Origin of the sequence: Micromonospora sp. NPDC049374, assembly GCF_040677165.1 — a bacterium.
Taxonomy (GTDB): Bacteria; Actinomycetota; Actinomycetes; order Mycobacteriales; family Micromonosporaceae; genus Micromonospora.
On the sequence record NZ_JBFAQH010000011.1, the window covers coordinates 14,508 to 29,933 of the forward strand.

At 72.2% G+C, this 15,426-nt stretch carries 15 protein-coding genes; 9 read left to right on the plus strand and 6 right to left on the minus strand.

Features of this window, described 5'->3' with window-relative positions:
• Positions 1-71 precede the first annotated feature (71 nt).
• Both crcB and AB0J93_RS18805 read left to right on the plus strand, forming a co-directional pair.
• On the plus strand, positions 72-554 hold the full coding sequence (gene crcB, locus AB0J93_RS18800) for a fluoride efflux transporter CrcB (RefSeq protein ID WP_363923462.1): 483 nt from the start codon (positions 72-74) through the stop codon (positions 552-554).
• Positions 551-925, plus strand: coding sequence for a CrcB family protein (locus tag AB0J93_RS18805; protein ID WP_363923464.1), 375 nt, complete (start codon positions 551-553; stop codon positions 923-925). The genes crcB and AB0J93_RS18805 overlap by 4 nt, the downstream gene beginning before the upstream one ends.
• Positions 926-1,000: 75 nt before the next feature.
• Here the strand turns inward: AB0J93_RS18805 and AB0J93_RS18810 are convergent, their stop codons facing one another.
• Both AB0J93_RS18810 and AB0J93_RS18815 read right to left on the minus strand, forming a co-directional pair.
• Entirely contained in the window at positions 1,001-3,652 is a 2,652-nt protein-coding gene (locus tag AB0J93_RS18810; RefSeq protein ID WP_363923767.1) for an HAD-IC family P-type ATPase, read from the minus strand.
• Positions 3,653-3,869: 217 nt separating this feature from the next.
• Positions 3,870-4,625 (minus strand): ion channel, encoded by a 756-nt coding sequence (locus AB0J93_RS18815; protein ID WP_363923466.1) that lies wholly within the window; start codon positions 4,623-4,625, stop codon positions 3,870-3,872.
• A 311-nt stretch (positions 4,626-4,936) separates the two neighbouring features.
• Between AB0J93_RS18815 and AB0J93_RS18820 the strand changes: the two genes are divergently transcribed.
• The 3 genes from AB0J93_RS18820 (at position 4,937) to AB0J93_RS18830 (ending at position 9,198) form a co-directional block, all read left to right on the plus strand.
• Complete coding sequence (locus tag AB0J93_RS18820; protein ID WP_363923468.1) at positions 4,937-6,547, plus strand: potassium/proton antiporter; 1,611 nt, start codon at positions 4,937-4,939, stop codon at positions 6,545-6,547.
• 153 nt (positions 6,548-6,700) lie between these two features.
• Positions 6,701-7,588 (plus strand): ABC transporter ATP-binding protein, encoded by an 888-nt coding sequence (locus tag AB0J93_RS18825; RefSeq protein ID WP_363923470.1) that lies wholly within the window; start codon positions 6,701-6,703, stop codon positions 7,586-7,588.
• Complete coding sequence (locus AB0J93_RS18830; protein WP_363923472.1) at positions 7,585-9,198, plus strand: hypothetical protein; 1,614 nt, start codon at positions 7,585-7,587, stop codon at positions 9,196-9,198. The genes AB0J93_RS18825 and AB0J93_RS18830 overlap by 4 nt, the downstream gene beginning before the upstream one ends.
• 63 nt (positions 9,199-9,261) lie before the next feature.
• Here AB0J93_RS18830 and AB0J93_RS18835 read toward each other — a convergent pair whose 3' ends face one another.
• Both AB0J93_RS18835 and AB0J93_RS18840 read right to left on the minus strand, forming a co-directional pair.
• On the minus strand, positions 9,262-9,627 hold the full coding sequence (locus AB0J93_RS18835; protein WP_363923474.1) for a sensory rhodopsin transducer: 366 nt from the start codon (positions 9,625-9,627) through the stop codon (positions 9,262-9,264).
• A complete protein-coding gene (locus AB0J93_RS18840) occupies positions 9,627-10,841 on the minus strand; it encodes a D-arabinono-1,4-lactone oxidase (RefSeq protein ID WP_363923477.1) in 1,215 nt (404 codons plus the stop codon). The genes AB0J93_RS18835 and AB0J93_RS18840 overlap by 1 nt, the downstream gene beginning before the upstream one ends.
• Positions 10,842-10,963: 122 nt before the next feature.
• Here AB0J93_RS18840 and AB0J93_RS18845 point away from each other — a divergent pair, with 122 nt between their 5' ends.
• Both AB0J93_RS18845 and AB0J93_RS18850 read left to right on the plus strand, forming a co-directional pair.
• On the plus strand, positions 10,964-11,590 hold the full coding sequence (locus AB0J93_RS18845; RefSeq protein WP_363923479.1) for a universal stress protein: 627 nt from the start codon (positions 10,964-10,966) through the stop codon (positions 11,588-11,590).
• Positions 11,591-11,699: 109 nt separating this feature from the next.
• Entirely contained in the window at positions 11,700-12,563 is an 864-nt protein-coding gene (locus tag AB0J93_RS18850; RefSeq protein WP_363923481.1) for a zf-HC2 domain-containing protein, read from the plus strand.
• Positions 12,564-12,574: 11 nt separating this feature from the next.
• Here the strand turns inward: AB0J93_RS18850 and AB0J93_RS18855 are convergent, their stop codons facing one another.
• Complete coding sequence (locus AB0J93_RS18855; protein WP_363923483.1) at positions 12,575-13,150, minus strand: sigma-70 family RNA polymerase sigma factor; 576 nt, start codon at positions 13,148-13,150, stop codon at positions 12,575-12,577.
• A 118-nt stretch (positions 13,151-13,268) separates the two neighbouring features.
• On the opposite strand from AB0J93_RS18855, the gene AB0J93_RS18860 reads away from it, so the two are divergent.
• Together AB0J93_RS18860 and AB0J93_RS18865 are read left to right on the plus strand one after the other, a co-directional pair.
• Complete coding sequence (locus AB0J93_RS18860) at positions 13,269-14,114, plus strand: MEDS domain-containing protein (RefSeq protein ID WP_363923485.1); 846 nt, start codon at positions 13,269-13,271, stop codon at positions 14,112-14,114.
• A complete protein-coding gene (locus AB0J93_RS18865) occupies positions 14,111-15,070 on the plus strand; it encodes an anti-sigma factor RsbA family regulatory protein (protein WP_363923487.1) in 960 nt (319 codons plus the stop codon). Before AB0J93_RS18860 ends, AB0J93_RS18865 begins: the two co-directional genes overlap by 4 nt.
• Before the next feature lie 128 nt (positions 15,071-15,198).
• Here the strand turns inward: AB0J93_RS18865 and AB0J93_RS18870 are convergent, their stop codons facing one another.
• Complete coding sequence (locus AB0J93_RS18870) at positions 15,199-15,372, minus strand: CsbD family protein (protein ID WP_363923489.1); 174 nt, start codon at positions 15,370-15,372, stop codon at positions 15,199-15,201.
• Positions 15,373-15,426: the final 54 nt, after the last annotated feature.

Below are 15,426 nucleotides of genomic sequence, written 5' to 3' on the forward strand. Positions count from 1 at the left end.
CGGTGCGGGACAACCGCGGCGTCCGCCGCCAACGGTCCCTGCCAGGGCACATCTGCTGGTAGGGGGCAGCCGTGGGTTCACCACAACCGCCGGTCGATCCGGATGTTGATCTCAGCGTCCCGCGTCAACGCGCGGAACTACGGAGCGGGTCCGCCAGCCTGCTCGCCGCGATCGCCGTCGGCGGGATGGTCGGCGCGGTGGTGCGACACGGGCTGGCCGTGGCCTTTCCACACCCACCTCGCGGTTTTCCCTGGGCCACCTTCGCCGTGAACGTCTCGGGCTGCCTGCTCATCGGCGTGCTGATGGTGCTGATCACCGAGGCGTGGACCGCGCACCGCCTGGTCCGGCCCTTTCTCGGCGTCGGTGTCCTGGGCGGCTACACCACCTTCTCGACGTACGCCGTCGAGGCGCAGCAGGCCGTGGCGGCCGGCGCGGCACGGACCGGCCTGTTGTACCTCGCCGGCACCCTCGTCGCCGCCCTCGTCGCCGTCCGGGTGGGCCTGACCCTGACCCGGCTGGCGACCGGAGTCGACCGCAACCGGAGCACCGGATGACCGTCATCCTGGTGGCGCTCGGTGCCGCCCTCGGTGCGCCGCTGCGCTACCTCGTCGACCGGGCGGTGCAGGCACGTCACTACTCCGTCTTCCCGTGGGGCACCTTCGTGGTCAACGTGGTGGGCTCACTTCTCCTCGGCGTGCTGATCGGTGGCGCCGCCGTGGGCGCGGTGCCCGGATCCCTGGTCGCCCTGCTCGGCGTCGGCCTGTGCGGTGCACTGACCACCTACTCGACGTTCGGCTACGAGACGGTTCGGCTCTTCGAGACCGGCGCTCGCTTCTACGCGCTGTTCAACGCCGGTGTCAGCGTCGTCGCCGCGCTGGGTGCCGCGTTCGTCGGGGTCGCCCTCGCCGAGACGCTGTGGGCCTGACCGTCGCGCGTTCTCGCGGTGACCGGGCTTCTCGGCGTGCCGGGTGGGACCGCTCGGCGTGCCGGGTGGGACTACTCAGCCGAGATTGGGGCGTAGCCGCTTGTCGACGGCGACCACGACGGCGGAAACCACCCCGACGGCCAGGATGCGCAACCACACGTCGGGCCCGATCGGTGCCGTGCCGAAGATCGCGTTCATCGGTGGCAGGTACGTGATGGCGAGTTGGCACAGGGCCTGCGCGGCGACGCCGAGCAGCAGCAGACGGTTGGTGAAGAAGCCGATCCGCCATGCCGACCGGGTCAGCGACCGGCAGCTGAAGAGGTAGAACGTCTCGACCACGACGAAGACGTTCATCGCGGCGGTACGCGCCTGCGCGACATCGGCACCGTTGGAGTACTCCCACTGGAACACCCACCACGCCCCGGCCACCAGCAACGTGGCCACCAGCAAGATCCGGATCACCACCGCACCGGTCAGCAGCGGCCGGTCCGGGTCGCGGGGCGGCCGTCGCATGATGCCGCGTTCCTTCGGCTCAAAGGCCAGCATCAGGCCGAGCAGGACCGCGGTGGTCATGTTGATCCAGAGGATCTGGGTGGGCAGCAGCGGCAGGGTGGCACCCAGCAAGATGGCGACCAGCACCACCAGCCCTTCACCGAGGTTCGTCGGCAGCGTCCACACGATGAACTTGGTGATGTTGTCGAAGACCCCGCGGCCCTCCTCCACCGCGGCCTCGATGGTCGCGAAGTCGTCATCGGTGAGGACCATGTCGGCCGCTTCCTTGGCCACCTCGGTCCCGGAGCGGGCCATCGCGATGCCGATGTTCGCCTGCCGCAACGCAGGGGCGTCGTTGACCCCGTCACCGGTCACCGCGACCACGTGACCCCGTTGCTGAAGCGTCTCGACCAGCCGGAGTTTCTGTTCCGGGGAGACCCGGGCGAAGACGGCGGCCCGGTCCACCGCCTCGGCGAACCCCTCGGCGGGCAGTTCTTCGAGATCCGTGCCGGTGACCACCCGGTCCGGCCGTTCGGAGTCGAGCAGCCCGAGCTGGCGGGCGACGGCGCCGGCCGTCGCCGCATGATCCCCCGTGATCATCTTGACGTCAATGCCCGCCGAGTGGCATGCCCGTACCGCCGGGGCCGCGGCGCTGCGGGGTGGATCGAGCATCGCCTGCAACCCGGTGAGGACCAGGGTGCCGGGCAGCGCGACCTCGTCGAAGCCGTCGTCCGGACCGTCCGGTGGTCGTACGGCGGTGGCCAGCACCCGCAGCCCGCGACCGGCCAGTTCCTCGGCCGCCCGGAGCGCGGTGTCGGCGCGGAGCGGGCGGATCTCCCCGTCGGCACCCATCTCGCCCCGACACATCGACACGATCCGCTCGACGCCACCCTTGGCCAGGACCACCGCGCGGCCCGTGGACCGCTCGTCGTGCAACGTCGCCATGTACTGCCGCTTCGAGTCGAAGGGGATGGTGTCCCGGCGCGGATAGTCGGCGGACAGCCGGCCGTGGTCGATCCCCACCTTCGCCGCGACCACCTGCATCGCGCCCTCGGTCGGATCACCGGCCAGCAGCCACTCGTCGTCCTGCTCGCGTACCCGTGCGTCGTTGCATCCGGCACCGGCCAGCAGGGACCAGCGCAACGCCGCACCGCCCCGGCCGGCGTCGCGGACCTCCCCTTCCGGCCGGTAGCCGGAGCCGGTCACCTCGAACTCGGCGTCCGGGGTCCACAGCGCCCGGACCGTCATCTGGTTCTCGGTGAGGGTGCCGGTCTTGTCCGAGCAGACGACCGTCGTGCTGCCCAGCGTCTCGATCGCCGGCAGACGACGGATCACCGCCCGTCGGCGGGCCATCCTGGTCACCCCGATCGCCAGGGTGATGGTGACAGCCGCCGGCAGCCCTTCGGGGATCGCACCGACGGCGAGCGCCACGGCCGCCGTGAACGTCTCGACCACGTCCTGGCCGCGGAGCAGGCCGACCGCGAAGGTCACCGCCGCCAGCACCAGGATGATCACGGTCAGCACCTTGCTGAACCGGGCCAGCTTGCGGGTCAGCGGGGTGGCCAGCACCTCCGCCGCACCGACCAGACGATGGATCTGGCCGAGTTCCGTCTCGGCTCCGGTGGCCACCGCGATACCGGCCCCGCCGCCCGCCGCGACGAGCGTGCCCGACCAGACCATGTTGCGCCGGTCGGCGACCGGTGTACCCACCGGCAGCTCGGCCTCCAGCTTGTCCACCGGCACGGATTCACCCGTCAGCGCCGACTCGTCGACCCGTAGTTCGGCCAGCCGGACCAACCGCAGATCCACCGGCACCTTGTCGCCGGCTTCCAGCACCACCAGGTCACCGGGGACCAGGTCGTCGGAGGAGATCGCCCGCAACTCGCCGTCGCGGATCACGCGCGCCTCGGTCCGCACCATCGAGCGCAGGCTGTCCAGGGCCGCCTCGGCCCGCGACTCCTGGGCGTACCCGATCCCGGCGTTGATCAGCACCACCGCGAAGATCACCGCGGAGTCGACGTACTCCCCGAGGACCGCGGTGACCACGCCGGCCGCGATCAGCACGTAGATGAGCGGGTTGTGGAACTGCCGCAGGATCCGACGCAGCAGGCCGCCACCACCGGCGGCGGGCAGCACGTTGGGCCCGTACCGTTCCCGCCGCCGGGTGGCCTCGGCGCTACTCAGGCCACGCTGCGGATCCGTCTCCAGCAGCAGCACCACCTCGTGGGCGGACATGCCGTGGTGTTCGTTGGACCGCGACGTCCCCGCCGACTGTTCGAGCGTCACCGTCACCCCGCCGACGATCAGAGAACCGGACCTGCGCCGCCGGCCCGGGTCGCCGCCTCCCACCCCGGCGACCGGCCGGACGCCGCGTCCACCATCTTCCGGGACGAACTCGGCCGAGCAGGCCGGAACGCCTGATCACGACCCACGCTCAGCCGGCCGTTGCCGCTCAGCCGCTGGTCTGATCGGCCGGCTCGGGGTCGAGACGCCGCCGCAGGGCGGCGATCTCGGCGCGCAGGGCCGCCACGTCGTCGCCGGTGGCGGCCGCCGGCTTGTCGCCGGCAGCGGCGACGCGTTCGACGATCCAGGTCGCCAGCGAGCCCGTGACGAAACCGATCAGGCCGATCCCACCGATCATCAGACCGAGGGCGACGAATCGCCCCGCGGTGGTCACCGGATAGAAGTCGCCGTAGCCGACGGTGGTGATGGTGACCGTCGACCACCACAGCGCGTCGTCGAAGGCGGTGATGTTGGCCTCCGGCGCGAGTCGTTCGGCGTCCAGCACGGCCAGCGCGGAAACCAGCACCAGCAGCGCCGTGGTGGCCGCGACGTAGACGGCCAGCCGGCCGCGCGCCCACACCTCCGTGCGGCGGTTGATGGTCAGCACCACCATGACCAGGCGTACCGCGCGCAGTGGTCGCAGCATCGGTAGCGTCAGCACCACGAGGTCGAACAGGTGCTCCCGGAGGAACCTCCGCCGGTCCGTGGCCAGCCGCAGCCGCACGATGATGTCGGCCCAGAACAGCAACCAGACGACGATCGTCGTGGCGGTGCACGCGGTCCGCCAGTGTGGGCTGAGGTCCGGGTCGAGGATCGGTACCGCGTACACCACCAGGAACACCACGGACAGCACGGTGAGCGGTGCGGCGCTGACCCGCTCCCACGCCTCCAGTCGATCGGTCCGCTGCGCTGTCCCGCCGCCCATCAGCCGGCTCCCGTCTGCTCCGTCGTCGTACGCGTGACCGGGCCATGGTCGCGCAGCGGGACATCGGTCCCTACAGGCGGTCCGCGGATCGTCCGGGCAGCGATTCACCGTCACGCTCGGCATTCGGTGGCTGTCCGCCCGGTAACGTGAGCGCGGGGACACACCGTGGCACGGGTCGCCGCTCGGCTGGCAGAGCCGGGCGGTGACGGCTGTGCGGCCCGTGGGGGCGGGTGTCGGCGTCGTACCCCGCACTGGGCGCGAGCGTGAGGGAGCGGAAGCATGGGTCGACTGCGGCTGGGACGGGTTCCGGGATGACCCTGCAACAGGTGTACCTGCTGATGATCGCCGCGGCGGCGACCGTGCTGGTCAGCGTCACCGCCGCACGGGTGGCCACCCGGGTCGGCGTACCGATGCTGCTGGCGTACCTCGGCATCGGGCTGCTGCTCGGTGAGAACGGGCTCGGCCTACGCTTCGACGACGCCGCCCTGGCGCAGGCCCTGGGTACGGCGGCGCTCGCGGTGATCCTGGTGGAGGGTGGGCTGACCACCCGGTTCTCCGACATTCGGCCGGTACTGGCACCGGCGACCGCACTCGCCACCGCCGGTGTGCTGATCAGCGTCGGGGTCACCGCCCTCGGCGCGCACCTGCTGCTCGACGTCTCGTGGCAGTTGGCCCTGCTGCTGGGCGCGGTGGTGTCGTCCACGGACGCGGCGGCGGTCTTCTCGGTGCTGCGCACCCTGCCGTTGCCCCGGCGGCTGGCCGGGCTGGTGGAGGCCGAGTCGGGGTTGAACGACGCGCCCACCGTCATCCTGGTGCTCGCCTTCAGCGCCACCGGGCTGACCGCGACCAGTCCGCTGGAACTGCTGGTCCAGATGGTCTACCAGCTCGGCGTCGGTGGCGCGGTCGGCATCGCGATCGGCATCGCCGGAGTGTGGTTCCTGCGCCGGCTCACCCTGCCCGCCTCGGGCCTCTATCCGATCGCCACCTTCTCCTGCGGCATCTTCGCCTTCGCCGCCGCCGGGCTCGCCCAGGCCAGTGGTTTCCTCGCCGCGTACCTCGCCGCGTTGATCCTGGGTAACGCGCGGCTGGCGCACCGCCGGGCCACGGTGTCGGTGGCCGAAGGGCTCGGCTGGATCGCACAGATCGGCCTGTTCGTCATGCTCGGCCTGTTGGCCAATCCCAGCGAACTGCCCGCCGCTGTCCTGCCCGCCCTCGCCGTCGGGCTGGTGCTGCTGCTGCTCGCCCGGCCGTTGTCGGTCCTGATCACCCTGCTGCCGTTCCGGATTCCGCTCCGCGAACAGGTGCTGCTGTCCTGGGCCGGGCTGCGTGGTGCCGTGCCCATCGTGCTGGCCACCATTCCCGTCGTGGCCGGGGTCGGCGGCAGTGGGCAACTGTTCAACATCGTGTTCGTGCTGGTCGTGGTCTTCACGCTGGTGCAGGCTCCGACGCTGCCGTGGCTGGCCAAACGCCTGCGGCTCGGCTCGGCCGGCATCGGTCCGGACCTGCAGGTCGAGTCCGCGCCACTGGACGCCATCGACGCGGACCTGCTGCACCTCACCGTCGAGCCCGACTCCCGGATGCACGGCGTACACATCCGCGAACTGCGGTTGCCTCCGCCGGCCGCGGTCACCCTCGTGGTCCGCGACGGCACCGCCTTCGTACCCGAGCCGGACGCCCGGCTGCGCCACGGCGATCAGATGCTCGTGGTCACCACGCCACATGTTCGGGACCGGGCGGAACGCCGCCTGCGGGCGGTCGCCCGGGCCGGACGGCTCGCCCACTGGCGCGGCGAGACCGGTGACCCGGAGCAGCCGGCCAGGATCCGCCGCCCCCCGGACACCCCCACGATCCCCCCGCGCGCGGCACCGCCGCCGGACACCGGTGACGAGTCGCCGTCGGCCCTCGTGCGGTCGGCTGGTTGAGCAGCACCGGAAGCGGACCGCACGGTGCACCGCCTCGCGATCGTGCGGGCACGTCGGTCAACCGGTCAGGCGCATTGACACAGGCTCTACGGTGAGGCTGGTGTGCCGGGAAGCCTGGTCGGCGGTCATGTCCTCAACCCTACGGAGGCCGCCGTGCACCCGCCCGCCATCCGCACCGAGCACCTGACCAAGCGGTACGGTTCCCTGCTCGCCCTCGACGATCTCGACCTGACCGTCGACGCCGGTGAGGTGTTCGGCTTCCTGGGCCCCAACGGCGCCGGCAAGTCCACCACCATCCGGCTGCTGCTCGGCCTGGCCCGCCCGACCGCCGGCCAGGCGTGGATTTTCGGTACCGCCGCCGCCGAGGTGGCCACGGCACACCAGCGGATCGCGTACGTGCCGGCCGATGTGACGCTCTGGCCGCAGCTCACCGGTGCGGAGATCCTGGAGTTGCTCGGCTCCACCGGCCCGGGCGTCGATGTCGCCTACCGTGACGAACTGGTGGCCCGGTTCGCCCTCGACCTGTCGAAGCCGGGACGGGCCTACTCCACCGGCAACCGGCAGAAGGTGGCACTGGTCGCCGCGTTCGCCACCCGCGCGCCGCTGCTCGTCCTGGACGAGCCGACCGCCGGCCTGGACCCGCTGATGGAGCGCGAGTTCCGCCGCGCCGTGGTCGAGGCCCGCGACGCCGGACGTACGGTGTTCCTCTCCTCCCACCAGCTGGCGGAGGTGGAAGCCGTCTGCGACCGGGTGGGCATCCTGCGCTCCGGGCGCCTCGTCGACGTCGCCACCATGCCCGAGTTGCGGCGGCTGCACCGCACCGAGGTGCTGGTGCGCTTCGCCGGCCCCGTGCCCGAGTTGACCGGTGTGGAAGGGATCGACGGCATTCAGGTCGACGGGGCCGCCCTGCGGTTCACCCTCACCGGGCCGCCCGGCCCGGCCCTGCGGGCACTGGCTGCGGCCGACGTCACCACCCTCACCATGCGCGAGCCCACGCTGGAGGAGATCTTCCTCGACTACTACGGCGAGGGAAGCCGATGACCCCCGTCGGAGCCGGTGACCGAGGCACCGCCACGGCCGCCGTCACCCGGCTCGCCCTGCGCCAGGTCCGCCGGCCTGCGCTCGTCGTGTCCGCGGTGGCGGCCGGCACCACCGCCGTCGTCGTCGCTGGGTACGAGAGCACGGCCGGCACCGCGCTCGACGCCGCCGCGTTGGCCGCCCTCGCCGAGAACCCGGCGGTCCGCACCCTCTTCGGCGAACCGTTCGCGCTGGACACCCCGGGTGGGTTCACGGTCTGGCGGACCGGCACCGTACTGGCCGTCCTGCTCTCGGTGTGGGGGGTGCTCGCCACCACCCGGGTCACCCGGGGTGAGGAGGAGAGCGGCCGGTGGGACCTCCTGCTGGCTGGCCGGTTGGCGGTGCCGGCCGTGCTCGGTCGGCACCTCGCCGTCCTGGCTGCCGCCGTGGTGATCGCCGGGGCCGCAACCGGGGTCGTGCTCGTCGCGGCCGGCACGCCACCGGGCGGCGCACTTCGGTACGCGGCCGGTCTGGTGCTGGTCGCGCTCTTCGCCGTGTCGACGGCGCTGTTGACTGCGCAGGTGATGCCGACCCGGGCCGGGGCGAGCGGGTCGGCCCTGGCCGTGCTCGGCGTCGGGCTGCTGGCCCGGATGGTCGGGGACGGCGTCGCCGCGCTCGGATGGTTGCGTTGGCTGTCGCCGTACGGGCTGCTCGCCCTCATCCGCCCCTACCACGACGACCGGCTGCTGCCGCTGCTCGTGCTGGCCGGCGCGGCGCTCCTGGTCGGTGCGGCGGCGATGGCGCTGGCCGGGCGTCGGGACGTGCGGGCCGGGCTGGTCGCCGCACCGGCCGGCCGACCGCCCCGGAAGTGGCTGCTCGGCACGGTCGAAGGGTTCGCGGTACGCCGGATGCTGCGCCCGCTGGCCGGCTGGTCCACCGGGATCGGCGCGTACTTCCTGCTGATCGGTCTGCTGGCGACCTCGATGACCCGCTTCCTGTCGGACAATCCGCGCTTCGCCGAACTGGCCGCGCAGGCCGGCTTCACCGAGCTGGGCAGCGTACGCGGCTACAGCGCATCCCTGTTCGTCCTGCTCGCCGTGCCCGTCGGGGTCTTCGCCGCATCCCGGCTCGCCGAGTTCGTGGCCGCCGAAACGGACGGCCGGCTGACGTCGCTGTACGCCCAGCCGGTCAGCCGCAACCGGCTGCTGACCGCCGAGACGCTGGCCACCCTCGCCGGGGTGGCGGTACTCCTCACCGTGGCGGCGACGGCGACCTGGCTCGGTGCCTATCTGGTGGACGCCCCACTGCCGCTGGCCGCAGCCCTGGCCGGCACCTGGAACGTGCTGCCGGTTGTGCTGCTCTGCCTCGGCGCGGCGATACTCGCCCTTGGTTGGCTGCCCCGGGCCACCGCGGCTGTCGGTGTCCTACCCGCGATCGGCGGCTTCCTGCTCCAGGTGCTCGCCGACAGCGCCGACCTTCCCGGATGGGTGGCCGCGATCTCGCCGTTCACCCATCTGGCGGCCGTTCCGGCCGAGTCCCCAGGCCGGGCGGCGTTGAAGATCATGATCGGGATCGCGGTCGTCGCCGCCGTCCTCGGCAGGCTCGGCCACCGGCGCCGTGACCTGCTGGGGTGATCACTGGCCGGCGACGCACCGCAGCCGTAGCTGCGCCTGCCGGCGGCCGAGACGTGTCCTCGGCTAGCCGACGGGGTGGGCCATGGTCCCGGTGAGTGCCACCGTGCCCGGCAACCGGGTGTCCTGGCGGAGGAACTGCACCACCACGGGCACCGGCGCACTGAGCACGCAGCCGTACGGGCGGTCGAGGCGGACAGCTTCGGGATCGATCAGGTCGTTGACCCGTACGTGCCGGATCCGTCGGGCACCGACGGTGAACCGGTACGGCCCGACCGGTTCGGCGTCCTCGTAGTAGAAGCGGAGCGTCACCTCCGCCTCGGAGTCGGTGGTGTTAAGCACACACAACTGGTCGAAACTGGTGAACTGCGGCTCGCCGCCGGTGCCCCCGAACGGCACGTGCCCGCCCGGCACCGCCCACACCTGCGCCATCACGCCACCTCCAGCAGTCGGGCCAGGTCCGGGGTGAGGAACACCCCGTCCGGGTCGAGGCGGCGGCGGGCCGCCTGAAATTCGTCCCATCGGGGAAAGAGCGGGCGCAGGTCGTCGGCGGTCAACCAGTGCTTCTTGCCCCAGTGCGGCCGTCCGCCGTACTGCCGGAAGACGGCCTCCATGTCCCGGAAGTACTCCTCGTACGGCAACGAGGCGTTCTGTAGGCAGGCGATGGCGGTGGTGGGGCGACCGTACGCGTTGCTGAGCCAGATGTCGTCGGCGGCGATGCTGCGTACCAGCACCCGCCAACCCACGGTGCGCCGGTGTCGGTGGAGGATCCGTCGCCGGACCTCCGCGAAGCAGGCCGGGAACGCCTCCGACGGAAGCATGTACTCGATCTCCTCGAAACGCAGCTCCCGGTTCTGCGGGATGGTGCGATGGGTCGGCCCGACCGCCAGCTCCCGGGGCTCGTACCACCCGTCGGACTTCGGCGTGCGGCTGGCCGCCACCGACGGTCCGGATGCGCCGTCTGTCCGGTTCATGGTGCGGATCTGGGTCAGGTCGCTGCGCGGATACCAGTAGAAGTCCATGTTGCGGTTGGTGTGCTGCAGGTCGGCCAGATGGTCGAGGGTCCACTCGACCGGCGCGAACCAGGCCCGTCGTCGCAGGTCGTAGCGGGGTTGCAGGTCAAGCGTGAGCTGGGTGACCACACCGAGCACGCCGAGGGAGAGTTGGGCCGCGGGCAGCAGGTCGCTGTTGCTGGTCGCGGAGACGTCCAGCACCTCGCCGGTGCCCGTGACGAGGCGCATCTCCGACACCTGGGTGGACAGGTTGCCGAAGCCGAGGCCGGTGCCGTGGGTACCGGTGGCGGTGGCGCCCGCGATGGACTGGTAGTCCACGTCGCCGAGGTTGTCCATCGCCAGCCCGGCGTCGTAGAGGCCCGCACCCAGCTCCTTGAGCCGGCTACCGCCCCGGACCGTGGCCCGGTCGCCGGCCTTGTCGACCACACCGGCCATCCGGTGCAGGCTGACCAGGGTGCCGTCGGTGCGTACCAGCAGGCTCGACGAGTGGCCCGAGCCGACCGGGCGCAGGTTGTTTCCCGACTCTCGGGCTCGCAACACCAGCTCCCGCACCTCGTCCTCGTCGGCCGGCTCGGCGTAGCCGGATGGGGTGAAGGCGAGACTGCCGGACCAGTTCACGAACGGGCGGGACACCCCCGGCAACCTCCTCGCGACGGACGAACCGTGCGCTTACCCCCGGCCTGGCGGGGTAGTCGTGGGTATGGCCGAATCCGTCCTGTCCGCATCCGAGGCCCGCACCGTCGGCGGGGTACGTCGTGTCTGAGTGGTGGCACGCGGCGCTGGTGGCGGTGCTGTGGCTGGTCGTCGGCCTGGGCACGGCGGCGGTTTTCGTCACCCGTGGTGGGCACCGCAGCCCACTCTGGTATCTGGTGGGTGCGCTGCTCGGGCCGCTGTTCGTGCCGATCGCCGTCGAGCGGGGCCGGGCCCGCCCACAGCTGGTCGACGTACGCCACCGACCGTCCGAGGCGGTCGGCACCGGGCTGCGGGTGCTGGTCGGGGTGGACGGCTCCGAGCACTCCGACCGGGCGCTGCGTGCCATCGCCCGCACCCTCACCGGGAGCACCAGTGAACTCGTCCTGGTCACCGTGACCAGCCCCGACCTGTCCGACGCCGAGTCCCGGCGGGAGCACGAGCGGGCCCGCCGCATGATCGACGAACGGGCCGCCGGACTGCCCGAAGGGCTGCCCCGGCCCACCACCGCGATCGTCACCGGTCACCCCGTCGACGCCTTGCTGACGGTCGCCGACGACCGGGATGTCGACCTGCTGGTGGTCGGCCGGCACGGACACGGGATCGGCGACCGGTTGCTGGGCAGCGTCGCCGAGGGCCTCACCCACCGGTCGACGCGGGCCGTCCTGCTCGGCAGCCTGCCCGGTCGCTGACCGCCCACGACCCTCGCCGCAGCGCATCGGCCGGCCCTGACCTCGGCGTCGACCGGTTCCGCAGGTCCCGGCCGGGAACCATGCCGGCCCGGGGAGCGACTATGGGTACATGCGGTGTGAGCAGTGGCGGGAGATTCTGTCGGCGCAGTTGGACGGTGAGGTCACGGCGGACGAGCAGCGCAGGGTCGGTGGGCACCTGGAGACCTGCGCCGGTTGCCGGGCCTGGCTGGACTCGGCGGCGAAGGTGACCCGCCGGGCGCGTACCCAGGTGGTGACCTCGCTGCCGGACCTGACCGAGGCGATCCTCGCCGCCGCGCCGCCGCCACGCCGACGCTGGCGCACGCTCGTCGCCGCCGGGGTGCCGAGTCGCTGGTGGTCGGCGACCGACGGGCGACCCACCCTGGTCAACGGGCTACGCGCCGCGTTGGGTCTGCTCGGCGCCGTGCAACTGGTGCTCGGGCTGGCGCAGATCGGCCGGGCCGAGGTCGCCGAGCACCTTCACTCCACCGGCCAGCACCTGTGGCACGAGTCCGCCGCGTGGAACGTCGCGGTGGGTGCGGGCTTCCTCTTCGTCGCGTTGCGTCGGACCTCGCCGTCGGGGCTGCTGCCGATGCTCGGTGCCTTCGTGGTAACCCTGGTGTTGCTGTCGGTCAACGACCTCGTCGCGTCGCAGGTCGCGGTGGAACGGCTGGTGAGTCACGGCTTCCTGGTGGTCGGCTACCTGATCACCGTGCTGCTGGCGCGAAGCTCCCGCCAGCCCGGCGCTCCGAGCGACCGGCACCAGCCGGAGCGGTCCCGCTGGCGGTTGCGCCTCGACGAGGTCGACGAGCCCGCCCCGCTGCGGCTGCTGCCGCCCTACTCGGCCCAGGCCCGGCACGGCACCGCGCACGCCCACCACGGCACCGACCCGGCCCGCCGCCGGGCCACCCACGGTGGCGGCGACCGAAACCGGGACCAGCGGCGGGTCGCCTGACGGGGTACGCCTCAGCCGGCGGCGCCGGGCCGATCGGCCGGATGGTCGGCCGACCCCATCGCCGCGACCAGGTCCTCGCGGGCCCGGGCCACCCGGGACCGGATGGTGCCGACCGGCACGTCACACACCTGCGCGGCCTCGACGTACGACAGGCCGAGCAGTTGGGTGGCCACGAATGCCTCCCGTCGCTCGGGTGCGAGACCGTCGAGCAACCCGTGGAGCACCACCTGCTCGTCCACGCCGGCACGCACTCCGGCCGGCACGCTCTCCGCGGCGGCCTGCCAGTCGCTGAGGTTCGCGGTTCGTGGCCGGCAGGTGGCGGCGCGTACCTGGTCCACGGCTACCCGGCGGGCGATGGCGAGCAGCCAGGTCCGTGCCGTGGAGCGGCCGGCGAACGACGGCAGTGCCCGCCACGCCCGCAGGTAGGTCTCCTGCACCAGGTCGTCGACCTCCCGCACCCCGGGCAGGTGGGTCAGGAACCGCCGTACGTCGTGCTGGGTGGCCCGCACGAACGCTGCCGCGGCGGCGTGGTCGCCCCGGCCCGCGGCGAGCGCGTACCCGCTGATGTCGTCGGTCACGGCTGTCATCGCCGTATTGGTCGGTGGAACCCACCGGTTGGTTCCCCCGGCGGGCCGACAACCGGAGGACCTGCGTGGCGGGCCCGTCCCGGACGACGCCGTAGACTGCACTGATGGGGCACCTCACGTGAGCAAGCGGAGTGCCGTGCTGACTGACCAGCCGCCGCCGTACTGGCACCTCTGCTGGGCGTACGACGACCCGGCCGGGTTCATGACCCACGCCGTGGAGTTCCTGCGCGGCGGCTTGGCGGCCGGCGAGCGGGTCTGGTTCGTCGTCTCCGGTCCCGCGGAGCCGATCCGGGACCAGTTGCTCGGTGTTCGGGATTTCGCCAACGCACTGCTGACGGGTGCCGCCCAGGTCCGCTCCCTCGACGGCGCGTACACCAGCATGGCGGTGATCGATCCGGCGAGTCAGGTGGCGGCCTACCGCAGGGCCGCCCGGGAGGCGGTCGCCGACGGATACACCGGCCTGCGGGTGGCTGCCGACGCCACCGAGCTGGTCCGTACCGCCGCTCAACGCGACGCGTTCGCCCGTTACGAGCAGCGCGTGAACGAGATGATGCGCACCGAGGCGTTCCGGGCCATGTGCGCGTACGACCGCTCACAGCTGGGCGAATCGGCGGTCGCCGAGCTGGCCTGCCTGCACCCGGAACACAACCTCGGCCAACTGCTGTTCCGGTTGTACGCCGTACCGCTGCGTCGGGGGCAGGCCGCCCTCGCCGGTGAGTTGGACCCCTCCAACCATGATCTGTTCCGCACCGCGCTGGACCGTGCGGATCTGCAACCCGTCGACGACACACTGGTGCTGGACGCCAACGGACTCCGCTTCCTCGACCACCGGGCGCTCATCCACCTGAACGAGTACGCCCGAGACCGGCAGGTGACGATCGTGCTGCGGGCCGCCCGCTCCGGGGTGGCCCGGCTCGCCGCCCTGCTGGACCTGCCCGACCTGCGGGTGGAGGTGGCTCGGTGAGGACTGGTGCGGCCGCCGGACGCACCGGCTACCTCCACGAGGCTCTCTGTTACGGCTCCGACGAGGAACTGCTCGCCGTCGTGGTGCCGTTCCTGGTCGGTGGTGTGGAGGCGAACGAGCCCACCTTCGTCGCGCTCGGCGAGCGCACCAGCAATCTGGTCCGCGCCGCGTTGCCCGCCGACACGAAGGTCGAGTTCCTGTCGGGCGGTGACGTCTACGGCCGGCCCACCGCCGCCATCCGGATGTACCGCCAGCTCCTCGCCGATCTGGTCGCCGACGGTGCCACCCAGATCCGGATCATCGGCGAGGTGCCGCCGGCCGGTCTCGGTCCCACCTGGGACTGGTGGGCCCGGTACGAGTCGGCGATCAACCACGCGTACGACGACTGGCCGTTGTGGAGCATGTGCGCGTACGACACCCGGACCAGCGCATCCGGGGTGCTGGCGGACGTCGCCGCCACCCATCCGTGCTTCGCCACCGTCGACGGGCGGCATGTGCCGAGTGTCGACTACGTCGCGCCGGAGACCTTCCTGCGCCAGACGCGCCCGATGCCACCCGACCCGATGCAGACGGTCCCGCCCCTGGTGGACCTGCTCGGCCCGACGGCGGCGCAGGCCCGCGCCGCCGTGCACCAGGTTGGCCAGGGTGGGCTACGGGATGACGAGTTCGACGACTTCGTCGTCGCCGTCAGCGAGACCGTCACGAACGGGCTGCGGCACGGCCGTCCCCCGGTCCGGTTTCGGCTGTGGGCGGGCGCGGACCGCATCGTCGCCACCGTCAGTGACGCCGGCCCCGGTCCGCTGAATCCGTACGCCGGGCTGCTGCCGTCGGCCAACGGAGCGCCGGGCGGGCTGGGCCTGTGGATCACCCACCAGTCGTGCAACCACGTCACCTACCACCGCGACGACCAGGGATTCACCCTGCGACTCACCGCCGGTCGACCGCCGGGCGTTTGAGCGACCGTCGGGAAAACCCCGGGCGACCGAGGCGGAGTCCAGGCGCCGCGAGGGTTCCCGACGGTCGCTGAGCACACCCGAACCGCCGGGCCGGCCTGCGCCGACCCGGCGGTTCGTCGCGTACGGGACTACTTGCGGAACGCGTCCTTGATCTTCTCGCCGGCCTGCTTGAGGCTGGCGCTTGACTGGTCGGCGCGGCCCTCGGCCTCCAGACGCTCGTCGTCGGTGGCCCGACCCACGCCTTCCTTGACCTTGCCGCCGGTGTTCTCGGCAGTGTTGTTGAACTTGTCCTCGACGCCCATGTCAGCCTCCCGGGGGATCCTGTCGCTACATCCAGTCAGGTACCCAGCCCGGCG